Here is a 21,675-nt window from a genome sequence, read left to right on the forward strand (position 1 = left end):
TCCCCACGCGAACCGGTTTCGCCATGCGGGCACCTCGCCCACGAGACCGCCTCGCCTACGGACGGAGAACCGGTCCGGGGGCCACTGCTGAAGGGGCACGAGGCCCGATGTCCGTCTGCCGGCCGACCGGCCGCTCCGACAGGAAAACCGTCGAAGCCTCTCGCCTCGACCCGGCCGCCAGGACCGGGGAGGCACTCCGCTCACCCGGGAGGCGAGCTCAGGATCGTTCGACTCGACCCGGCACCCCTGCCGGCCGATCACTTCGGCAGGCGGACTCCGGGGCTCTCGGCGCGGCTCGGCCCGTGGGCCCGGCCGGCCAGGTCCTGTCGCGCCTCGGCTGCGGCCGGTTCCTCACCCGCGTCCTGCCCGGCGGCCTCACGGCGCTCCCGCCGCTCCCGGTGCATGAGCTGCCGCACCACCCGCACGAGCTCGGACGGCTCGAACGGCTTGGCCAGGAACGCGTCGACCCCCGAGGCGACACCACCGGCCACCTCGTGCTCACCCGCCGCACTGATGATCGCCACGGGCAGATGACTCGTCCTCGGGTCCGCCCGCAGCCGCTCCGCCGTCTTGATCCCGTCCAGCCGGGGCATGACGACGTCCAGGGTGACGACATCAGGACAAACCCGATGCACGACATCCAGACACTCGGCACCATCGGCCGCGGTCACGACCTCGAACCCCTCGAGTTCGAGATTGACCCTGATCAACTGCCGGATCACCTTGTTGTCGTCGACAACGAGCACCCGACCGGACACGCCTGACACACGAACGAGAGTAGGACGCCCCCCACGGCCCCGTCCGGCTTTTACCCACTTCCGACCCGTGCGAGGGACCCCTCCCCCGGTGACGCCCCGGAAATACCTGTTCACAGGCACACCCCCCGAGCTGGTAGTGTTCAACCCGTCGCCGCCGCAACGCAGCGAACGCCCCCGTAGCTCAGGGGATAGAGCAACGGCCTCCGGAGCCGTGTGCGCAGGTTCGAATCCTGCCGGGGGCACTTCGCAGGAAGTGCCAAAAGACCCCGTGACCAGCGGAAACGCTGAGCGCGGGGTCTTGTTGTGTGTACAGGGGTGGGCTGGGGTGAGCGGCCGTGTGACAGGGGTCGCGGCCTGTTCGCGGCCTGGGCTGTGAGGCATCGGCGCAGGTCAATCCAGGGAATGACGAAGGCACATGGGGGCGAGCGTGAGTGCCGGCGGATAGGGTCCCTCGCACATCTCGGGTGGGGAGTGCCAGGAGCTGGGACGTTCTACTGCTGCCGCTACCTGCGGACCTCGCATCGATCGAGGATCTTCCCGCCGATCACGAGCCACCTCACGTCGGAAGCCGGTCTGACGTCCACGAGGCACTCCGATCGGCCGCGGGGGACGTCGACCTGACCGATCCCACCCAGGGGCGAGTTGCTCGGCCCGTCCTGGGTGATCGAACTCGGCATAGGGGAGCGCGACCCCGTCGAGTCGGTCATGCTCCATGTCCGGGGCGGTGAGGACGACGTAGTCCCCGTGATCTTCGACATGTCCCGAGCCCTCGGCTGTCGCCCCTTCGAATGCTCGACGGGTGAACTACTCACGGACAACGCCGCAGCTGGCTGGGCCGACTTTCAAGCCTATCGGGACAGGGCGATCACCCCAGACTCTCTGGAAAGGCCCTAGCCCTGCACCGCCCCGCGTTGAGCCACCGGTGGGCCCTTGCGCAAGGCCGGCCGGCTGCCGGGCCTGGGTCGGGCTGGGCGCTGTACCCCGCCGATACGCATGACTGGTGCGTGAGGCGAGCGAGCGCATCACCGGGTATGGCGGGCGGGGAGCAGCTGCTGCCGCGATGTGGCGCCGGCCGGTGTGGTCGCTCCGCGTCGGTACCAGTCTCGCTGTGGCAATTGCGCGTGTCGTTCGGCCGTTCTCTGGTGGCTCGTCGGCACCAACCTCAGTGACCGTAGACGTGCCCGCGCACCAGAGGGTCGTTCTCCAGAATGAAGTCTGAGACCTTCCAGGAAACAGCAGGGCCCCATAAGGCGCAGTTCTGGAGACCGCAGCGTCTGTGGAAGCCGGCCAGTTCAGCAGAGTCGCGCGGATGGGGCCTACGACGCCTCCGACGAGACGGTCGGCCGCGCCGAACAGCTTCTCGGGCTTCCTCACCCACGACACCGCCGTGACGGCCTTCCGGGACCTGCGCACGGTCCCCTGGCGATCCCCTGGCCTCGCAAGGGGCGGTGCGCGGCCGGCTCTGGCAGGTGATCAGCTGGCCATCGACAGAGCCCGACCGTCGGTTAGGTCCCGGATGAGTCTCCGGGCCGCCCCCAGACAGGCCGGGGATGCAACCATTCTCTTCAGAGCTGGAGCCCCCGGAAGCCGACCGCGCGCTGGAGACCATAGAGGCGGGCACTGACAACGGCCCTGTCCCGTGGTGGGGCGTTGAACGGTGAGCGGGGGACTGCGTGCTCGACAGCAGGCCTTGAGCCTGCCGTGCGGGCTTCGATCGAGCCGGTTCCGTGCGGGGGGCGCGGGTCCGGGGCGGATCGGACTGTCATCAGCAACGTCAGTCGGGGGGCCCTGGGTCTCGTCGGGGCCTGTCGGCCGGGACGGCGAGGGGGTGATGGGCGCGGCGATGCCGCCCGGGGTGGGCCGGGCGGCATCTCGGGTTGTGGCGGGGTTACTTGACGTTGATGGCGGTCCAGGCGGTGGCGACGGCGTTGTACTGGGGGCTGGTGGCGCCGTAGAGGTCCTTGGCGGCGTTGAGGGTGGCGGTGCGGGCGCCGGAGTAGCCGGTGGTGGAGGTCATGTAGGTGGAGAGGGCCTTGTACCAGATCTTGTAGGCGGCGGTGCGGCCGATGCCGGTGACCGTGGAGCCGTTGGACGTGGGCGAGTTGTAGGTGACGCCGTTGATCGTCTTGGTGCCGCTGCCCTCGGAGAGCAGGTAGAAGAAGTGGTTGGCCGGGCCCGAGGAGTAGTGGACGTTGAGGCGGCCGACGGACTTGGACCAGTAGTCGGCGGACTTGCCGTCCTTGCTCGGCTGGTCCATGTAACGCAGGGGCGTGCCGTTCCCGTTGATGTCGATCTTCTCGCCGATGAGGTAGTCACCGGCGTCGGTGGCGTTCCCGGCGAAGAACTCGACGGACGTGCCGAGGATGTCGGAGGTGGCCTCGTTCAGGCCGCCGGACTCGCCGCTGTAGCGGAGGTTGGCGGTGGAGGAGGTCAGGCCGTGGGACATCTCGTGGCCGGCGACGTCGAGGGAGGTGAGCGGGTGGGTGTTGCCGATGCCGTCGCCGTAGGTCATGCAGAAGCAGGAGTCGTCCCAGAAGGCGTTCACGTAGGCGTTGCCGTAGTGGACGCGGGAGTAGGCGGCGACGCCGTCGCCGCGGATGCCGCTGCGGCCGAGCTCGTTCTTGTAGAAGTCCCAGGTGACGGCAGCGCCGTAGTGGGCGTCGGCGGCCGCGGTGGCGCGATTGGAGGCGAGCCCGTTGCCCCAGGTGTCGGTCGAGCTGGTGAAGAGCGAGCCGGTGCCGGACGTGCCGCCGTTCAGGTCGTACGTCTTGTGGCCGCCGCGGGTGGCGTCCGTGAGGGTGTACGAGGGCGAGGTGCCGAGCGTGACCTGGCCGGCGTACATCGTGTTGCCGACGCCGGTCTCGATCGTCTCGTGGGAGAAGAGCTCCTTGCCCGTGGTGGCGTCGGTGACGACCTGGCGGCGGCTCGGCGTGCCGTCCTTCTGGACGCCGGTGACGGTGGTCTCCCAGGCGAGGACGGGCTTGCCGGTGGCGGCCCAGACCACCTTGCGGGCGGTGGAGGCGGACTCCGAGGCGTTGGCCGCGGAGGCGAGCGCGGTCTTCTTCGCGGTGGCGGACGGGACCGCGGCGACCGTGCTCGCCACGGATATCGCGGCGTCGGTGGCCTTGGTGGTGGAGCGCGCGCCGGACTTCTTCTGGTGGACGACCAGGTCGCCGCCGAGGACCGGCAGGCCCTCGTAGGTGCGCTCGTAGCGCGTGTGGACGGTGCCGTCGGCGTCCTTGATCACGTCACGGACGACGAGCGCCTCCTTGCCCGAGAGGCCGATGGCCCGGGCGGTGGCGGAGGCTCCGGCCTGGGCGTCCTGGACGGCGGCGGCACGCTGGGTGCCGGAGAGGGCGACGGCGGTGGCGCCGGCCACCCGCTGGGCGTCGGCGCTGGCGGAGCCGGTCTGGACTCCGACGACGACCATGGCGGCCGAGGCGAGCAGGGCGGTGGTGGCGACGGTACGGCGGTGCGAGGACTGCTGGCGGGTCACGCGTGCTCCTTCGCTGAAAAGCGTGGGGGGTGTGGGGGTGGTGGTGCGCGAGTGAGCGTGCCAGCGCAGCGTTCTGTTTGACAGGTCTGCAACAAGGATTTGACCAGCTGTTGTCCGAAGGACAGCTAACTGTGTTCGTTATGCGGCGAGTTCGGGCCCTCCGTGCCCGGCTTCGGGCAGCGAAAAGCCCCCCCCGGAGCGGTGCGCTCCGGGGGCGGGATCTCAGGGGGGGTGCCGGGGCGGGAGGGAGGTCGGGGCGGATGGGCTCCGCCTCAGGCCCCCGGCCTCAGGCCGAACGCTTGCGCGGTGTCGCCTTCTTGGCCCGCGTCTTCGACGGGGGCTTCTTCGCCGTCGACTTGGCGGTCGACTTGGCGGCCGCCTTCTTCGCGGTGCTCTTCGCGGTCGTCTTCCTGGCCGCCGGCTCCTTCGCCGCGCCGCCGGACGCCGTCGCCGACGTGGACTTGCGGGCGGGGGCCGCCGTCTTCTTCGCGGCCGTGCGGGAGGTGGACTTCTTGGCGTCGGTGGACTTCGGCGTACTCGTGGAGGCGGCGGCGCCGGAGCGGGAGGAGCGGCCGGCCCGGGGCTTGAGCGGGGTCACCTCGGCGACCTCCTCCGACCCGGTCTCCTCGGCCCCGCCCTCCGCAGGACCGGCCTGTTCGCCGCGGGCCTCGCGGGCCGCGCGGACGCTGCTCTCCAGGGCGGCCATGAGGTCGATGACCCGGCCGCCGCCCTCCTCCTCGCGGGACGGGGTCGGCACGCCCTCGCCGCCCTCCGCCTTCGCGGCGATCATCTCCTCCACGGCGGTGCGGTAGTCGTCGTGGAGGGTGCTGATGTCGACCTCGCCGAGGGTGGCCATCAGGGCGTCCGCCAGGTCGAGTTCGGCGTCCCGCACGGTGACGGGCGACTCCGGGGCCACGCCTTCCGGGGCCCTGATCTCGTCCGGCCAGAGCAGTCCGTGCATGGCGATCACGTCGTCCACGACCCGGAGCATGCCGAGCCGCTCGCGCCCGCGGAGGGCGTACTTGGCGACGGCCACCTTGTCGCTGCGCTTGAGCGCCTCGCGGAGCAGGGTGTACGGCTTGGCCGCGGGAACGCCGTTGGCGGACAGGTAGTACGCGGCGTCCATCTGGAGCGGATCGATCTCGCCGGCCGGCACGAACGCCACGATCTCGATGGTCTTCGCGGTGGGCAGCGGGAGGGAGGCCAGGTCCTCGTCGGTGATCGGGATCATGGTGCCGTCGGCGTCCTCGTACGCCTTGCCGATCTCCGCCGGGGGGACCTCCTCGCCGTCCAGCTCGCACACCTTCTTGTAGCGGACGCGGCCGCCGTCCTCGGTGTGGACCTGGCGGAAGGAGACGGACCGGCTCTCGGTGGCGTTCACCAGCTTGATCGGGATGCTGACCAGCCCGAAGGAGATGGCGCCGTTCCAGATGGATCGCACGATTCCTGCCTTTCGAGCCGCATTGTCCGGAAACGTGGGATTCTCATCGTATGACGCCCATCACAGAGGTGGAGGGGCGCAGGCTGTCGCTCAGCAACCTGCAGAAGGTGCTCCACCCCGTCACCGGCACCACCAAGGGCGAGGTCCTCCACTACTACGCGACCGTCGGGGCCGCGATCCTGCCGCATCTGCGCGACCGGCCCGCCTCCTTCCTGCGCTATCCGGACGGCCCGGACGGGCAGCTCTTCTTCACGAAGAATCCGCCGCCCGGCACACCCTCCTGGGTGACGACCACCCCCGTCCCCCGCTCCGAGGACCCGGGCGCGCGGCAGGTCGTGGTCCAGGACCTGGCGTCGCTGATGTGGGCGGCGAACCTGGTCGTGGAGTTCCACACCCCCCAGTGGCGGTCCCCCTCCCCCGCCGTCGCGGACCGCCTCGTGTTCGATCTCGACCCGGGGCCGCCCGCGGCCGTCGCCGAGTGCTGCCGGGTCGCGCTCCACCTGCGCGAGCGGCTCGCCGCGGACGGTCTGGAGGCCTTCGCCAAGACCTCCGGCGCCAAGGGGCTCCATCTGCTGGTTCCGGTGACGCCGACGCCCTCCGCGCGCGCCTCCGCGTACGCGCGTCAGCTCGCCGTCGAGGCGGAGGCCGCGCTGCCGGAGCTGGTCGTGCACCGGATGGCACGGGCCCTGCGGCCCGGGAAGGTCTTCGTCGACCACAGCCAGAACGCCGCCGCCAAGACCACCGCCACCCCCTACACCCTGCGGGCCCGCCCCCTGCCCTCCGCCTCCGCCCCCGTCACCTGGGAGGAGGTCGAGGAGGGCGCCGGACCCGGCGCGGACCCCGGCCGGCTCGTCCTCCTGATGGACGACATCGCGCCACGTCTGGAGCGGTACGGGGACCTCCTGGCCCCTCTTTTCGCACCCGAACGGGCGGGAGACGTGCCGTGAACGGGGTGCGGCCGTGAGGCGGGACGGGGCGCGGGGAGGGTCGGGGAACGGGTCCGGGGCCGGGCCCGGGGAGGACTCCGGGGGTGGGCTCGGCGGCGGGTCCGAAGCCGGGAGCCGGGCCGGGGACGGACACCGAACCGAGAGCGGGTCCGAAGCCGGGAGCCGGGCCGGGGACGGACACCGGGTCGGGGCCGGGCCCGCGGCCGGCCCCCTCGGCCCCGCCGCCGACCCCGTCGTCCTCGCGCCGCCCGTGGAGGTCATGAGGCCGCGGGCGGCGGAGGAGGTCCCGGCGCAGGGCGAGCCGCCGCGGGAGCTGCAGTACTCGCTCAAGCTGGACGGGTTCCGGGCGCTGGCGTTCGTGCTGGGCGGGGGGAAGGTCGTGCTCCAGTCGCGGTCCCGCAGGGACCTCGCGCCGGAGTTCCCGGAGATCGCGGCGTACCTGGGGGAACGGCTGCCGGCCGGGGTGGTGCTCGACGGGGAGCTGTGCGCGTACCGGGAGGGGCGGCTGAGCTTCACGGACCTGCTCCGGTCGCACGCGGACCGGGTACGGGCGGGGGTCCCGGTCTCGTACATCGCCTTCGACCTGCTGGCCGTCCCCGGGCGTGACGTGCGGGGCCTGCCGCTCCGGGACCGGTGGGAGCTGCTCGGCGCGGCCCTGGCGGAGGTCGGGCCGCCCCTCCAGCGCGTGCTGGCGACCCAGGACGAGGCGACGGCCCGGGGCTGGTTCCGGGACCTGCGGGACGCGGGCGTGGAGGGGCTCGTGGCCAAGCGGCTGGAGTCGGCATACCGGGGCGGGTCCACCTGGGCGTGGCGGAAGATCCGGCACGCGGACACCGGCGACGGCCTGCTCATCGGCCTGGTGGGGCCGGCGGACCGGCCGCGCGCGCTGCTCGTACGGCTGCCGGACGGCCGCGCCGTGGTCACCTCTCCCCGGCTCACGCCGGCGCAGTCGCGCGAGGTCGGCGCACTCGCCGGCGATCTCGCCGGACCGCTCGCCGAGGACCCGGAGCACGGGCCGGTACGGCCGGTGGACCCGCCGCTCCCGGTCGAGTTGCGGCAGGTCGTGGGCCGGCACGGGAACCCGGCGTTCGTCCGGGTCCGGTCGGACGGTTAGGGGGCCGGGCGGCGGGGCGAGCCGGACGGGAGGGAGGTTGCGCGGACGACTGCCGGGTGCCGGGACCGCGGGGGACGAGACGGACGGGCCGAGGCCGTACGGCGAACCGTCGGGGGCCGGGTCCGCGGGGACGAGACGGGCGCCGTCGAAGGCGTACGACGGGCCGCCGGGGCCCCGCGCGGCGCGGACGAAACGGACGGCGCCGCGGCGGGGAGGGCGGCCCCGGGAGCCCCGGACGAGCGGGGCGGGCCGGGCGGCGCGGCGGCGGGAGCGGGGCCGCTTCCGCGGGGCCGCGGGCGGGCCGGGAGGGGGCGGCGCGGGCGGGGAAGGACAAGGGGCATACACCGAGAGCAACTGCCTTGCTCCGTACCGTATATGGCGCAAAGAGGCCGCAACCGAGGCCCCGCGCGGGGTGGGTGTCGTCGGTTCGGCGTTGTTGTCCGCCCTGTGGTGCACACTTGCTCCCTGGCACAGCGCTCACGGGGAAGGCGGCCTGGCAATGCTGACGGGGATCGAGGAGGTCGACTGGGCCTCCCTGGGGCACGCGTACGGCCCCGCGGACGATGTGCCGGAGCTGCTCCGCGGACTCGCCTCCGCCGACCCCGCGGAGCGGGAGACCGCGCTGGACGGCATGTACGGGGCCGTCCACCACCAGGGCGACGTCTACGACTCGACGCTCGCCTGCATCCCCTTCCTCCTGGAGCTCGTCGCCGACCCCGCGGTCGAGGACCGGGGCTGCATCGTGGAGCTGCTCACCAGCATCGGCGGGATCGAGCTCGACGACGACGACGAGCTCGACGCGCTGGACGAACTCGCGCCGGACGACGAGGAGTTCATCCCCGCCGCCAACTACGCGATGGCGGCCGCCGCCATCGCGGCCGGGGCGGACGTCTTCCTCGGGCTGGTCTCCGACCCGGACCCCGAGGTGCGGCTGGCCGCGCCGTGCGCGCTGGCCTCGCTGCACCCCGAGCCCGCCCGGGCGCTGACCCTGCTGCGGGAGCGGCTGACGGTCGAGCGGGACACCGAGGTGCGGCTCGCCCTCGTGGCGGCGGTCGGGAGGATCGCCCTGCGGCACGCGTCGCTGCGGGAGGAGACCGTCGACTGGCTCGGCTGGCTGGCCCGCGCCGCGCAGGACCCCGGGCTGCGGCTCGCGGCGCTCGCGCAGCGGGCGCGCTGCGCGCCGGGGGACATCCCGGACGACGTCGTGCCGTGGGTGACGGACCTCCTGGAGGAGATCCGGACGGCGACACACCGGACGGGCGCCGACGCGGAGAGCCACCGGTCGGCCGCGCCGACGCTGATCGGGCAGGTCCGCGAGCTGCTGGAGGAGCACGCCGCCGGGCGGCCCGCGCCGTGGACGGAGGAGCTGCTCCGGACGCTGCACGCCGCGCTCGACGACCGCGTCGACGACCGGATCGCGCTGATCCTCGCGCAGCTGCGGAGCCCGGACTGGGGCCAGCGGTCGGACGCGATCTGGCTGTGCGGCGGTTTGATACGGCTCTGGCGCGGGCGGTACGAGGAGGTCGTCCGGCTCGTCGGCGCGCAGCTGGCCGACCCCGAGCCCCGTCTCCGGGAAGCCGCCACCTCGTTCCTGGAGCGCCTCTTCGAGCTGGGCGGCCCGGCCGCCGACGCGCTGGTGGCGCGGCTGGCGACGGGTCCGGCGGGGTCGCCGGGCGGGCCGCTGCCCCCGGCCGCGCCCGGGCACGGCAGCGGGTACGCCTTCGTCGGCCGGTCCGGGCGGGACGGGGCGCTGCTGGCGCTGGCCCGCGCGGGGGACGTGCGGGCGGTCCCGCTCCTGGCGCGCGCCCTGGAGGAGGGCGAGGTGCGGCGGGAGCTGCTCTACGCGATGGACGGCCTCGGGCCCTCCGCGGCGATGCTCGCCCCGCTGCTGCGGCGCCGGCTCGCGGAGGTCGAGCTCGACGAGCGGCTGTACGACGGCGCGGCGCCGCTGCTGTACGCGCTGGCGGCCGTACGGGGCAGCCAGGCGCTGCCCGAGGTGCTGCGGGTGCTGCGCGGCGCCCCGGCGAACCGGCGCGACTGGGTGCGGGAGGCGGCTCTGCGGACCCTGGCGGCGTTCGGCCCGGCCGCCGCGGAGGCGGTTCCGGAGGTGCGGGAGCTGCTGGACGCCGATTCCGCTTCGGTGGCGACGGCGGCGGCCCGCGCGCTGTGGGCGGCCGAGGGCGACACCGGCGAGGCGCTGGCGGCGCTGGAGCGGTGGCTGCGGCCGGGTGCCTCGGGCGCGGACTGGTGCGCCGCCGCGCTGGTGCTGGGCGAGATCGGCCCGGCGGCCGGTTCGCTGGCGGCCGCGCTCCGGCCGGGCCTGGCCGCGCGCGACCTGTGGGTCCGGGTACGTACGGCGGCGGCCCTGTGGCGGGTGTCCGGGGAGACCGCGGAGACGCTGCCGGTCCTGCTCGCGGCCTGGGAGGAGAACCGGCACGCGCGGCTGGACATCGCCGAGTGCCTGGCGGAGATGGGCCCCGCGGCGTCCGGGGCGCAGCTGGTGATCCTCACCGAGCTGACGCGGCGGCGCCGTCACAACGCCCGCGAGGGTGCCTCGGGCAGCCACGACATCCATCTCGACGAGAAGCTGCTGACCCTGTGCCGCGCGGCGCTGGCCCGGATGGAGCGCGGCTCGCGCTGAGCCCGGCCGGGCGGCTCGCACCACGTCGGGAAGGGGAGCACGGGGCGACCGGGGCGCGGGGCGACCGGACCTGAGCGCGGGCGAGCCGGGGGCGAGGCCGCCTGAGCACGGACGACCGGGGCGCGAGGCGGCCTGAGCACGGACGACCGGGGCGCGAGGCGGCCTGAGCGCGTGGCAGCCTCAGCGCGAGGCCCCTCCCCGCCGACCGTCCCGCCCGGCCGGCCGACCGTCCCCCGCCCCGCCGACCGTCCCCCACCCCACCCACCGTCCCACCCGGCCCGGTGGCCATGCCCCGCGTCCGTCGCGCCTATCATCCGATGGAGAGACAAAAAGGACTTCCGCCCGCATAAGGTCTGCGGGGGGACCCGGCCCATCGAGGAGCACCGTTGAGACCGCGCACCCTGCAGATCGCCGGCGGTCTGCTGTGCGCGCTCGCGCTCGCCGGGTGCGGCGGGGAGGGCGGGCTGAGGAGCGCGGGCCCGACGACGCCGGCCGTGGGGCCGGTGCGGCTGTGGCCGGACCTGGCGCCCGCGACGAACCCGCCCGTGGACTACGGCGAGTCCGACACCCAGCGGGTGCCGGGGATGGAGGTCGCCGACAACGACGTCCGGTCGGTGGACGCGGTGGCGGTGGTGCAGGCCGAGGTGCGGGCCAACCCCGACACGTACTCGGGCGGCGACGGCATGTACGAGGAGACGGCCCGGGCGATCGGGGCGTGCACCACGGCGCCCGCGGCCTGCCCGGTGATGCGGCCGTACTACCGCGACCTGACCGGCAACGGCCGGGACGAGCTGATCGTGGGCATCCGGATGCCGGAGCAGCAGGTCGGGGTGCGGGTCTACCTCGCCGAGAACGGCGGGCTCACCCGGATCATGTCCACCGTCGACCAGGTCATCAGCGTGGAGATGGCCGGACGCGACCTGATCATGCGGGCCGCGTCGGCCGGGATCCCGGGGTACGAGTACCGCACGGCCTGGTCGTGGGACGAGCAGCAGCACAGCATGCTGCCGACCCGGGACGAGATCGTCCGGGTGCGGCCCTCGCGCACCGGGCCGTCGGCGGTGCCGGTGCCGCGGCTGGTCAGTCCGAGCCCGACCGTGCCCGTGCCGGGCGGGAGCGTCCCGCCCTCCTCGGCCGAACCCGGCCCGGTGCCCGCCGACCCCGTTCCCGTGCCCGCCGAGCCCGCCCGGTGAGGCCGCCCCGGCTGCCCGCCTGGACGGCGACGCTGACCTGGAAGGCCGCGGTCTTCATCGCCGTGATGTGCTGCGCGCTCGCGGCGCTGCTCGGCGTCCTCGTCCATGTGTCGGTCACCTCCCGGACGGTGGAGGACTCGCGGGAGAAGGCGCTGGCCAGGCTGGGCGAGGTCGGTCGGCTGTACGAGGCGGGCGAGCCGCTGCCCCGCTTCGCCGGGGTCGACCCGGCCGGGCTCCCGGCGTCGCTGCGGGCGCTGGCCGTCCGCGGGGAGCGGGGCACGATGGTCGCCGACGACCGGGGCAGGCCGACGATGTGGGCGGCGGGTCCGGCGGACGGGCACGCCCTCGCCGTACGGGTCGACTACACGCAGAGCGCCGAGACGATCGACGCGCTCGACCGGGCGATCCTCGGCTCGTCGGTCCTCGCGATCGGCGCGACCCTGCTCGTGGGCGCCTTCGCGGTCACGCGGGTCACGCGGCGGCTGCACCTGACCGCGCAGGTGGCGCGCCGGATCAGCGCGGGCGACCTGGACGCGCGCGTCGACGATCCCCGTACGAAGGACCCGACGCGCCCCCAGGACGAGGTGGCGACGGTCTCCGGGGCGCTCGACACGATGGCGTCGTCGCTCCAGCGCAAGCTGCAGAGCGAGCAGCGGTTCACGGCGGACGTGGCGCACGAGCTGCGGACGCCGCTGACCGGGCTCTCGGCCGCGGCCGAGCTGCTGCCGGACGGGCGGCCGTCGGAGCTCGTGCGGGACCGGGTGCGGGCGATGCGGGGGCTCACCGAGGACCTGCTGGAGATCTCGCGGCTCGACGCGCGCAACGAGACGGTGGACCTGGCGGTGCACGAGCTGGGGCCGCTCGCCGGGCGGGTGGTGCGGGCGTCGGGGACGGAGACGGAGGTGCGGGTCGTCCGGGACGCGACGGTGGAGACGGACCGGCGGCGGCTGGAGCGGGTGCTGGGCAATCTGGTGGCCAACGCGCACCGGCACGGGGTGCCGCCGGTGGTGGTCACGGTCGACGGACCGGTCGTGGCGGTCCGGGACCACGGCCCCGGGTATCCCGGCTACCTCCTGGAGTCGGGGCCGCAGCGGTTCCGCACCGAGAGCGGGGGCAAGGGGCACGGCCTGGGGCTGACGATCGCCGTCGGCCAGGCCGAGGTGATCGGCGCCGAACTGACCTTCGGGCACCCCGCCGAGGGCCCGGGGGCCGAGGCCCGGCTGCGGCTGCCGGAGTACGTACGGCTCGCGGACCCGGACGCCGGGACGGAGGAGTGACGGCGCACCGTCACACAAAAGGGACATAGGGCATACCGCTTGCTACGTTGCCGACCATGACCGCACCGCGCACGGACGCTCCCCCGCCGGGGATCCGCGTCCCGAAGCGCCGCGGCGTGGAACTCTCCCTCCTCGTCTGCGCCGTCCTCATCTCCGTCTCCGGCTACGCCGCGGTGGGGCTCGCCCGCAGCGGCGCCGTGCCGCCGGACGCCGCGCGCTACGGCGCCGGGCTGGGGCTGCTCGCGCTCCTCGCCCATGCCGCGGTCCGGTTCCGCGCCCCGTACGCCGATCCGCTGCTGCTGCCCATCGCGGTGCTGCTCAACGGCCTCGGTCTGGTGCTGATCTACCGCCTCGACCTGGAGACGCCGAACGACCAGGCGGCGGCGACGCAGCTGGTGTGGTCGACCCTCGGGGTGGGCCTGTTCATCGTGGTCGTGGTGCTGCTGCGCGACCACCGGACGCTCCAGGGGTACGCGTACGTGTCGGTGGCCGCCGCGCTCGCGCTGATGATCCTGCCGATCTTCTTCCCTGCGGTGAACGGGGCCAAGATCTGGATCAGGATCGGCGGTCTGTCGTTCCAGCCGGGCGAGTTCGCGAAGATCCTGCTCGCGGTCTTCTTCGCCGCCTACCTCGCCGCCAACCGCAACGCCCTGGCGTTCACCGGCCGACGGATCTGGAAGTTCCAGTTCCCCACCGGGCGGGTGCTCGGGCCGATCGTGGCGATCTGGCTGCTGAGCGTCGGCGTGCTCGTCCTGGAGCGGGACCTGGGGACGTCGCTCCTCTTCTTCGGGCTCTTCGTGATCATGCTGTACGTGGCGACGGGGCGGACCGGCTGGATCGCGGTGGGGCTCGTGCTGGCCTCCGCCGGGGCCTTCCTGGTCGGGTCGCTCGAACCGCACGTGCACGGGCGGGTGCAGGACTGGCTCGACCCGTTCGCCTCGATCCGGGCGGGGGACGGCCCGGGACAGCTCGCGCAGTCCCTCTTCTCCTTCGCGGCCGGCGGGCTGCTCGGCACCGGTCTCGGGCTCGGCCACTCCGTCCTCATCGGCTTCGCGGTGAAGTCCGACTTCATCCTGGCGACCGCGGGCGAGGAGCTGGGACTCGTCGGCCTGACCGCGCTCTTCCTGCTGTACGCGCTGCTCGTCGCCCGCGGCTACCGGGCCGGCCTCTCGCTGCGGGACCCCTTCGGGCGGCTGCTGGCGATCGGGCTCGCCTCGATCGTGGCGCTCCAGGTGTTCGTGATCGCCGGAGGGGTGATGGGGCTGATCCCGCTCACGGGCATGGCGATGCCGTTCCTGGCCCAGGGCGGCTCGTCGGTGGTCACCAACTGGGTGATCGTGGCCCTGCTCATCCGGGTGAGCGACTCGGCGCGCGCGCCGCAGCCGGACGGCGCCGACACCGGGACACTCGCCCCCGTGACCGAGGAGGCCCGGTGATCCGGTACATCAGGCGGGCGGCCGCCCTCTGCCTGCTCCTGCTCGTCGCCCTGCTGGTCAACGCGGCCCGGGTGATGGTCCTGGAGGCCGAGTCCCTCGACGACGACCCGGCGAACCGGCGGATCGCGATCGAGCGGTACGCGGAGCCGCGCGGCGCGATCGTCGTCGACGGGAGGCCGGTGACCGGCTCGCGGGACAGCGGCCAGCAGCTGCGCTGGGAACGCACCTACCGGCAGGGGCCGTTGTACGCACCGGTGACCGGCTTCGCCTCCCAGACCTACGGCACGACGCTCATCGAGAACGCCGAGGACGCGGTCCTCTCCGGCACCGACCCGATGCTGGCCCCGCTGCCGCTGTGGAACGACCTCACCCGCGGCCACCAGCCGGGCGGCGACGTGGTGACGACCATCCGCGCCTCGATGCAGGAGGCAGCCTTCCGGGGGCTCGACGGCAAGCGCGGCGCGGTCGTGGCCGTCGAGCCCTCCAGCGGCCGCCTCCTGGCGCTCGTCAGCTCGCCCTCGTACGACCCGGGGGTCCTGTCGGGGACGGGGCAGGCGGTCAAGGACGCCTGGAGGCGGATGAACGCCTCGCCGAACCAGCCGATGCTGAACCGGGCCCTGCGCCAGACCTACCCGCCCGGCTCCACCTTCAAGATCGTGACGGCGGCCGCGGCGCTGGACGCGGGCGTGGTGCGGGACGTGGACGCGCCGACGGACACCCCCGACCCGTTCGTGCTGCCGGGGACCCGGCAGGTGCTGCCGAACGAGGCGGAGAACTGCGGGAACGCCTCCCTGGCGTACGCGATCCAGTGGTCGTGCAACACCGTGATGGCCGGCCTCGGGGTGGAGGTGGGCCTGACGGGGATGGTCGAGGCGGTGGAGCGGTTCGGCTTCGACGACACCGGGCTGCGGGTGCCGTCCTGGGTGGCGAAGTCCAACTTCGACCGGGAGATGAGCCCGGACCAGCTGGCGCTCTCCTCGATCGGGCAGTTCGACACGACGGCGACGCCGCTGCAGATGGCCATGGTCGCGGCGGCCGTCGCCAACAACGGGGAGATCGCCCGGCCGCACCTCGTCGACCGGACCACGACCTCCCGCGGCGCGACGGTGGAGCGGACCGGCCGCACCAGCTACCGGCAGGCGATGAACCCCTCCACCGCGCTCCAGCTCCAGCGGCTGATGGTGAAGGCGGTGGAGGAGGGGACGGGCACGAACGCCGCCATCCCCGGGGCCCGGGTCGGCGGCAAGACGGGCACGGCCCAGCACGGCTTCGGCAACACGGGCACCCCGTACGCCTGGTTCATCGCCTGGGCGCAGGCGGACGACTCGGCCCGGCCGGCGGTCGCCGTGGCGGTCGTCGTCGAGGACGCGGAGGCGTCCCGCACGGACATCAGCGGCGGCGGCAGCGCGGCCCCGGTCGCGCGGGCCGTGATGGAGGAGGCGCTGCGCCTGGAGGCGGAGGAACGCGGCTGAGCGCGGCCCGCCGGCCCCGTGCCGGGCGCTCCCCCGGTCATCACGCCTGCGCCTCCGCCGCCCCGTCCGCGACGGCCTGCTCCACCTCGGCCACGCGGGCGCGTTCCTCCGCCGCGAAGCGCTCCGCGTCGAGGCGTTCGGCGATCTCCTCGTCCTGGGTCATGAGCAGGTCGAGGTTGGAGTCGCCGAGGTCGAAGACGCCCATGTCGAGGTAGGCCTTCTGGAGGCGCTCGCCCCAGAGGCCGATGTCCTTGACGCAGGGGACGATCCGGCTGAAGAGGAGCTTGCGGAAGAGGTGGAGGAACTCGCTCCGCTCGCTGAGCTCCTCGGCCTCCTTGCGGGCGATGCCGAAGTTCTCCAGGACCTCGACGCCGCGCAGCCGGTCGCGCATGAGGTGGCAGCCCTCGATGACGAACTCCTCGCGCTCGCGGAGTTCGGCGTCGCCGAGCTGGCGGTAGTAGTCGCGCAGGGCCATCCGGCCGAAGGCCACGTGGCGGGCCTCGTCCTGCATCACGTACGCGAGGATCTGCTTGGGCAGCGGCTTGTCGGTGGTGTCGCGGATCATGCCGAACGCGGCGAGGGCGAGCCCTTCGATGAGGACCTGCATGCCGAGGTAGGGCATGTCCCAGCGGGAGTCGCGCAGGGTGTCGTCGAGAAGGCCCTTGAGGTGGTCGTTGACCGGGTAGAGCATCCCGATCTTCTCGTGGAGGAAGCGGCCGTAGATCTCGGCGTGCCGGGCCTCGTCCATGGTCTGGGTGGCGGAGTAGAACTTGGCGTCGAGGTCGGGGACGGACTCGACGATCCGGGCGGCGCAGACCATGGCGCCCTGTTCGCCGTGGAGGAACTGGCTGAACTGCCAGGAGGAGTAGTGGCGGCGCAGGTCGCCCTTGTCCTTCTCGGTCATCTTCGCCCAGTGGCGGGTGCCGTGGAGGTTGAGGACCTCGTCGGGGGTGCCGAGCGGGTCGTAGGGGTCGACCTCCAGGTCCCAGTCGATGCGGGTGGCGCCGTCCCACTGCTTGTCCTTGCCCTTCTGGTAGAGGGCGAGGAGGCGCTGCCGGCCGTCGTCGTACTCCCAGCTGAACCGGGCGGCGCCGGCGGCGGGCACCTGCCAGACGGGTGCGGCGGGGGCGTTCACGTAGAGGTCGTGCGTCGACACTGACGACTCCTTCCGTCCGTTTGCAGCAGGCTCACACGTTGGTAGACGGATGGTCAACAAGTCGCGCAGAAGGGATTGACGGCCTTGCTGACGGGCAGTCTGATAAGAGGCGACCCCCGGTAACGCGACGGCGAGCACAGCGAGGTGCCCCGAACCATGACCCCTTTCACCGAGCCCGACTTCAGCCTCCTGCGGGACGCCCTGGGGCCGCTGCGCGACCGTGAGCAGGTCGCCGAGCGCCTCCTGGAGTCCTCCCGGAAGCACTCCTTCGACCCGGACGCCGAGCTCGACTGGGACTCCCCCTTCGAGGACGGCAAGTGGTTCTGGCCGCCCGAGCTGCTCTCGCTCTACGACACCCCGCTGTGGCACCGGATGTCCGAGGAGCAGCGGATCGCGCTCTCGCGCCACGAGGCGGCCTCGCTCGCCTCCCTCGGCATCTGGTTCGAGATCATCCTGATGCAGCTGCTGGTCCGGCACATCTACGACAAGTCCCTGACCAGCAGTCACGTCCGGTACGCGCTGACCGAGATCGCGGACGAGTGCCGGCACTCGATGATGTTCGCCCGGCTCATCACCCGGGGCGGCACCCCCGCCTATCCGGTGCCGCGGATCTACCACAACCTCGCACGGCTCCTGAAGACCGTCTCCACCACCCCCGGCTCCTTCGCCGCCACCCTGCTCGGCGAGGAGATCCTGGACTGGATGCAGCGCCTGACCTTCCCGGACGAGCGGGTGCAGACCCTCGTCCGGGGCGTGACGCGGATCCACGTCGTCGAGGAGGCCCGCCACGTGCGCTACGCCCGCGAGGAGCTGCGCCGGCAGATGGCGACCGCGCCCCGCTGGGAGCAGGAGTTCACGCGGCTGAGCTGCGGGGAGGCCGCCCGGGTCTTCTCCACCTGCTTCGTCAACCCCGCGGTGTACGACGCCGTCGGCCTGGACCGCCGGAAGGCCGTCGCCCAGGTGCGGGCGAGCGGGCACCGGCGGGAGGTCATGCAGTCGGGCGCGAAGCGGCTGACGGACTTCCTCGACGACATCGGCGTCCTGCGCGGGGCGGGGCGCCGGCTCTGGAAGTCCTCCGGACTCCTCGCCTGAGGGGATGCCTCCGCGACTACGCTGCGGAGCATGACCAGCGCCGCCACTCCCGCGTACCGCAGGCTCACCGTCGAGGAGCGGCGCGGCCAGCTGATCGACGCCGCCCTGGGGCTCTTCGCCCATCGGACGCCCGAGGACGTCTCGCTCGACGACGTCGCCGAGGCGGCCGGCGTCTCGCGCCCCCTCGTCTACCGGTACTTCCCCGGCGGCAAGCAGCAGCTGTACGAGGCCGCCCTCCGGTCGTCGGCCGACGTGCTGAACCACTGCTTCGCCGAGCCGCCGGAGGGGCCGCCCACCGAGCGGCTGGGCCGGGTCCTCGACCGGTACCTGGCCTTCGTCGACGGGCACGACGCCGGCTTCAGCGCCCTGCTGCGCGGCGGCAGCGTCGCCGAGACCTCCCGGACCACCGCGATCGTGGACGAGGTGCGGCGGGCCGCCGCCGAGCAGATCCTGTTCCACCTGGGCGCGGAGCGGCCGGGTCCCCGGCTCGCCCTGCTGGTGCGGACGTGGATCGCGGCCGTGGAGGCGGCCTCGCTCATCTGGCTCGACGAGGAGAAGCAGCCCCCGGCGCGGGAGCTGCGCGACTGGCTCGTCGACCATCTCGTCGGCCTCCTCGCGGTGAGCACGGCGAGCGACGCGGAGACGGCGGAGGTCGTCCGGCGGCTCCTCGCCCAGGAGACCGCCGACGGTCCGGTGGCGCGGCTCGCCCGCCGGCTGATCCCGGTCGTCGGCGAGGCGGCGCACCTGCTGTGAGCCGGTGCGGGAGGCCGCGGGAGAGACTGGAGGGGTGAGAAGCGAGAACACCCCCTTCCGCGGCGGCCCCCTCGACGGCCGGGTCCTGCCGATCCTGGTCGGCCCGACCGGCCACCCGCCGAAGTGGTACGAGGTCCCGGTCCCGGCCCACGACGGACGCCCGCCGACCGTCCACGCCTACCGGCGCGAGCCCGCGGGGTACACGAAGCGGCTCGGACTCCAGCGCGGCTGGGTCTACGCCTACGCCCCCGACGGGCGCGAGCGGCGCGAACTGAAGTGGCCCTGGTCGAAGCCGGGCGGCGGCCCCGCGGCACGGGGCGCTGCGCCGGACGAGTGAGGACGGCGGACGCGCCCCGATCCGTACGGTCATCGGATGAAATGAGGCGTCATCATCCCCCTGGAGGTGGTGACGTGTCACGACAGCTGCTGCGCACGGTCTGCACGGGGGCGCTCGCCGCGGTGACGGCCCTCGCCGGCGCGCTCCCGGCGACGGGCGCCACCCCGCCGGACCCGCCCGCGGACCCCCCGGTCCGGGCCCCGATCGCCTTCGCCGACCCGGCGGCGGAACCGGTGGGGCCGGTCGACCCGGACGCCTCGCCGGAACCGACGGGTACGACGGACCCCACGGACCCCACGGGACCGGTGGACGGGTCGGCGGACGCGGACGAGCCGGCCGGCACCCCCGCCGATCCGGCCGGACCCCGGCCCCCCGTCGACACCCCGGCCGCCCCGGCCGACTCCGGGTCTCCCGCGGCACCGGAGCCTCCCGGACAGGACGCGACCGACGACGCCGCCGCGCTTCCGCCGCCCGGCGGCGACTCCGTGGCCGGGCTGCTGACACGGCTGCGGACGCTGTACCGGCAGGCCGAGGAGGCCACCGAGCGGTACAACGCCGCCGAGGAGTCGCTGAAGGCGCAGACGGCCGACACCGGGAAGGTGACGGCGCAGCTCACGGCCGCCCGGACGGCCCTCGCCCGGGGGCGCGCCGAGGCCGGGCGGATCGCCCGGGAGCAGTACCAGGGCAGGTCGGAGCTCTCCTCGTACATGCGGCTGCTGTTCTCGCCCGACGCCCAGTCGGCCCTGGACCAGGGGCATCTGATGGCCCGCGCGGCCCGGGGACGGGCCACCGCCGTGACGCGGCTGGAGGCGGCGGAGCGGCGGGCCGACGCGCTCGCGAGCTCCTCGCGCAAGGCCCTCGACCGCCGGCAGGCCCTCGCCGCCGCGCAGCTCAAGCGGCGCGACGAGGTGACGGAGACGCTGCGCGAGGTGGAGAAGCTGCTCGCCGGACTCTCGCCCGAGCAGCTGGCCCGCGTCACCGAGCTGGAGAAGGTCCAGACGGCGGGCGCGCAGCGGGAGCTGCTCGACTCCGGGGTACTGGACGACACCCACACCCCCTCGTCGGCCGGCGCGGAGGCCCTGCGGTTCGCGGTGGGCGAGATCGGCAAGCCCTACGAGTGGGGTGCGGAGGGCCCGGACTCCTACGACTGCTCGGGGCTCACCCAGCAGGCGTGGGCGGCCGCGGGGCGGGAGATCCCGCGCACCAGCCAGGAGCAGTGGGCCACCCTGCCCCGCGTCCGGCTGGAGGACCTGCGCCCCGGCGACCTGGTGGTGTACTTCCCGGGCGCCACCCATGTCGCCCTCTACCTCGGCGGGGGCCTGGTGGTGCAGGCGCCGCGGCCGGGCGGCAAGGTCAAGGTCTCGCCCCTCGCCGCGAACCCCCTCCTGGGAGCCGTCCGCCCCGACCCGGCCGGGACGGCCCTGGCCGCGTACACGCCCCCGCCCCTTCCCGCGGGCGCGAAGGACGGCGGGGACGAGGGCTACGACCGGAGCTGAGACCGCCGCTCCCGTCGTCGGGCCCGGACCTCCGGAACCGTCCGGCGGGCGAGGCCGTCCGGCGCGCGGACCGTCCGGCGGCTACGAGAAGAGGGTGACCACGCCGATGATCCAGACGGCCGCGAAGATCCCGCCGCCGACGAGGCAGCCGAGCGTCACGATCACGCCGCCCAGGCTCCATCCGCCGGATTCGGGGGCGACGTGACCGCCCCCGTCGTCGCAGGAGTCCGGGTCGTCCCAGCCGGCCGGCCGGCCGAGCTCCTCGGCACGGGCCTCACGGACCGACGCGAGCCGCCGCGCGGCGCACTCGGTGGCCGCGAGCTCCTCGGGTCCGCGCCACGCGAGCGCCTTCATGCGGCGGGCGGGAGATCCGTACCGCTTCTCGAACGCCTCGGTCTCCTCCGGGCGCCGGTCCTCTTCGAGGTAGGTCCAGCGCCCCGCCTGCGCCGCGTCCCCGTACAGCCGGTACACCTCGCCGAGCCGTCGCCGGAGCGTCAGGTCGTTCGGGAAGGAGGAGACCAGGCCGCGCAGGCGCTGACGTGCCACGGGCACGCGCCCGGCGGCCAGGTCGGCGTCCACGCGGGCCAGGGTGTTCGACAGGGGCATGCCCCCATCCTGGGACAGCGGCACCCCGCCGATCGACCCCTTTTCGAGGCCCCCGCCCGCCCCGCTGCCGGCCCCCGCCGGCGGCTGTCCTCCAGGAGTCGCTAGGACTTCGGGGCCGTCGCCCCGAGGACGGTGCCGAGCCCCGGGGTACCGGCCGGCACCTGGGAGAAGGCGGCGGAGCCGACGGCCGCGCTCGTCGGGGTCGACGGAACGGCCGTGGCGGGAGCCGCGGCGGCCGTGGTGGGCGCCGGCCGGCCGGACGCGGCGTTCAGGACGCCCTGCAGGGCCGAGTAGACGAAGTTCTCCAGGGGGGCCACCGTGCTGGTGACGACCCCGGAGCCGGACTCCGTGGAGGGGACGAGGGGCGTGGGGGGGGGGGGGGGGGGGGGGGGGGGGGGGGGGGGGGGGGGGGGGGGGGGGGGGGGGGGGGGGGGGGGGGGGGGGGGGGGGGGGGGGGGGG

The 21,675-nt window shown here is 74.0% G+C and carries 17 protein-coding genes and 1 tRNA gene; 12 read left to right on the forward strand and 6 right to left on the reverse strand.

The features are described 5' to 3' along the window. Positions 1-257 precede the first annotated feature (257 nt). Positions 258-767 (reverse strand): response regulator, encoded by a 510-nt coding sequence (locus tag ACZ60W_RS31395; RefSeq protein WP_469758788.1) that lies wholly within the window; start codon positions 765-767, stop codon positions 258-260. Positions 768-928: 161 nt separating this feature from the next. Here ACZ60W_RS31395 and ACZ60W_RS31400 point away from each other — a divergent pair. Continuing rightward, positions 929-1,000: transfer RNA gene (locus ACZ60W_RS31400), tRNA-Arg, on the forward strand. A 1,646-nt stretch (positions 1,001-2,646) separates the two neighbouring features. Here the strand turns inward: ACZ60W_RS31400 and ACZ60W_RS31405 are convergent. Both ACZ60W_RS31405 and ku read right to left on the reverse strand, forming a co-directional pair. Further along, positions 2,647-4,188: a M4 family metallopeptidase gene (locus tag ACZ60W_RS31405; RefSeq protein WP_469758804.1), complete on the reverse strand. Its 1,542-nt coding sequence runs from the start codon at positions 4,186-4,188 to the stop codon at positions 2,647-2,649. Between the two features lie 352 nt (positions 4,189-4,540). Beyond that, on the reverse strand, positions 4,541-5,695 hold the full coding sequence (gene ku, locus ACZ60W_RS31410) for a non-homologous end joining protein Ku (RefSeq protein ID WP_469758789.1): 1,155 nt from the start codon (positions 5,693-5,695) through the stop codon (positions 4,541-4,543). Between the two features lie 50 nt (positions 5,696-5,745). Here ku and ligD point away from each other — a divergent pair, with 50 nt between their 5' ends. From ligD to ACZ60W_RS31445, 7 genes are all read left to right on the forward strand, one after another. After that, complete coding sequence (ligD, locus tag ACZ60W_RS31415) at positions 5,746-6,642, forward strand: non-homologous end-joining DNA ligase (protein WP_469758790.1); 897 nt, start codon at positions 5,746-5,748, stop codon at positions 6,640-6,642. Positions 6,643-6,901: 259 nt separating this feature from the next. Then, positions 6,902-7,756, forward strand: coding sequence for an ATP-dependent DNA ligase (locus ACZ60W_RS31420; RefSeq protein WP_469758791.1), 855 nt, complete (start codon positions 6,902-6,904; stop codon positions 7,754-7,756). A gap of 499 nt (positions 7,757-8,255) precedes the next feature. Next, positions 8,256-10,397 (forward strand): PBS lyase, encoded by a 2,142-nt coding sequence (locus tag ACZ60W_RS31425; RefSeq protein ID WP_469758792.1) that lies wholly within the window; start codon positions 8,256-8,258, stop codon positions 10,395-10,397. A gap of 386 nt (positions 10,398-10,783) precedes the next feature. Further along, entirely contained in the window at positions 10,784-11,590 is an 807-nt protein-coding gene (locus tag ACZ60W_RS31430) for a hypothetical protein (protein WP_469758793.1), read from the forward strand. Continuing rightward, the gene (locus ACZ60W_RS31435) at positions 11,587-12,867 is read left to right on the forward strand and encodes a histidine kinase dimerization/phospho-acceptor domain-containing protein (protein ID WP_469758794.1); all 1,281 of its coding nucleotides are present in this window, start codon (positions 11,587-11,589) and stop codon (positions 12,865-12,867) included. Before ACZ60W_RS31430 ends, ACZ60W_RS31435 begins: the two co-directional genes overlap by 4 nt. A gap of 56 nt (positions 12,868-12,923) precedes the next feature. Next, positions 12,924-14,303 carry an FtsW/RodA/SpoVE family cell cycle protein gene (locus ACZ60W_RS31440; protein ID WP_469758795.1) on the forward strand — a complete coding sequence of 460 codons (1,380 nt, stop codon included), beginning with the start codon at positions 12,924-12,926 and terminating at the stop codon, positions 14,301-14,303. Continuing rightward, positions 14,300-15,775 (forward strand): penicillin-binding transpeptidase domain-containing protein, encoded by a 1,476-nt coding sequence (locus ACZ60W_RS31445; protein ID WP_469758796.1) that lies wholly within the window; start codon positions 14,300-14,302, stop codon positions 15,773-15,775. Before ACZ60W_RS31440 ends, ACZ60W_RS31445 begins: the two co-directional genes overlap by 4 nt. Positions 15,776-15,815: 40 nt before the next feature. Here ACZ60W_RS31445 and ACZ60W_RS31450 read toward each other — a convergent pair whose 3' ends face one another. After that, positions 15,816-16,931 carry a ferritin-like domain-containing protein gene (locus ACZ60W_RS31450; RefSeq protein ID WP_469758797.1) on the reverse strand — a complete coding sequence of 372 codons (1,116 nt, stop codon included), beginning with the start codon at positions 16,929-16,931 and terminating at the stop codon, positions 15,816-15,818. Between the two features lie 156 nt (positions 16,932-17,087). Here ACZ60W_RS31450 and ACZ60W_RS31455 point away from each other — a divergent pair, with 156 nt between their 5' ends. From ACZ60W_RS31455 to ACZ60W_RS31470, 4 genes are all read left to right on the forward strand, one after another. Then, on the forward strand, positions 17,088-18,023 hold the full coding sequence (locus tag ACZ60W_RS31455) for an AurF N-oxygenase family protein (protein ID WP_469758798.1): 936 nt from the start codon (positions 17,088-17,090) through the stop codon (positions 18,021-18,023). Positions 18,024-18,053: 30 nt separating this feature from the next. Beyond that, the gene (locus tag ACZ60W_RS31460) at positions 18,054-18,776 is read left to right on the forward strand and encodes a TetR/AcrR family transcriptional regulator (protein ID WP_469758799.1); all 723 of its coding nucleotides are present in this window, start codon (positions 18,054-18,056) and stop codon (positions 18,774-18,776) included. 34 nt (positions 18,777-18,810) lie between these two features. Beyond that, complete coding sequence (locus tag ACZ60W_RS31465; protein WP_469758800.1) at positions 18,811-19,113, forward strand: hypothetical protein; 303 nt, start codon at positions 18,811-18,813, stop codon at positions 19,111-19,113. Positions 19,114-19,187: 74 nt separating this feature from the next. After that, positions 19,188-20,609 (forward strand): C40 family peptidase, encoded by a 1,422-nt coding sequence (locus ACZ60W_RS31470; protein ID WP_469758801.1) that lies wholly within the window; start codon positions 19,188-19,190, stop codon positions 20,607-20,609. Between the two features lie 81 nt (positions 20,610-20,690). Here the strand turns inward: ACZ60W_RS31470 and ACZ60W_RS31475 are convergent, their stop codons facing one another. After that, positions 20,691-21,215, reverse strand: coding sequence for a DUF6584 family protein (locus ACZ60W_RS31475; RefSeq protein ID WP_469758802.1), 525 nt, complete (start codon positions 21,213-21,215; stop codon positions 20,691-20,693). Positions 21,216-21,316: 101 nt separating this feature from the next. After that, entirely contained in the window at positions 21,317-21,532 is a 216-nt protein-coding gene (locus tag ACZ60W_RS31480) for a hypothetical protein (RefSeq protein WP_469758803.1), read from the reverse strand. Positions 21,533-21,675 lie beyond the last annotated feature (143 nt).

Source organism: Streptomyces sp. NPDC104202, from assembly GCF_055584185.1.

What these genes read in the sequence shown, in the direction of transcription:
- ACZ60W_RS31405 (WP_469758804.1), bottom strand. Translation starts at nt 4,188, where the DNA reads ATGGTCGTCGTCGGAGTCCAGACCGGCTCCGCCAGCGCCGACGCCCAG.
- ligD (WP_469758790.1), top strand. Translation starts at nt 5,746, where the DNA reads ATGACGCCCATCACAGAGGTGGAGGGGCGCAGGCTGTCGCTCAGCAAC.
- ACZ60W_RS31420 (WP_469758791.1), top strand. Translation starts at nt 6,902, where the DNA reads ATGAGGCCGCGGGCGGCGGAGGAGGTCCCGGCGCAGGGCGAGCCGCCG.
- ACZ60W_RS31425 (WP_469758792.1), top strand. Translation starts at nt 8,256, where the DNA reads ATGCTGACGGGGATCGAGGAGGTCGACTGGGCCTCCCTGGGGCACGCG.
- ACZ60W_RS31440 (WP_469758795.1), top strand. Translation starts at nt 12,924, where the DNA reads ATGACCGCACCGCGCACGGACGCTCCCCCGCCGGGGATCCGCGTCCCG.
- ACZ60W_RS31455 (WP_469758798.1), top strand. Translation starts at nt 17,088, where the DNA reads ATGACCCCTTTCACCGAGCCCGACTTCAGCCTCCTGCGGGACGCCCTG.
- ACZ60W_RS31460 (WP_469758799.1), top strand. Translation starts at nt 18,054, where the DNA reads ATGACCAGCGCCGCCACTCCCGCGTACCGCAGGCTCACCGTCGAGGAG.
- ACZ60W_RS31475 (WP_469758802.1), bottom strand. Translation starts at nt 21,215, where the DNA reads ATGCCCCTGTCGAACACCCTGGCCCGCGTGGACGCCGACCTGGCCGCC.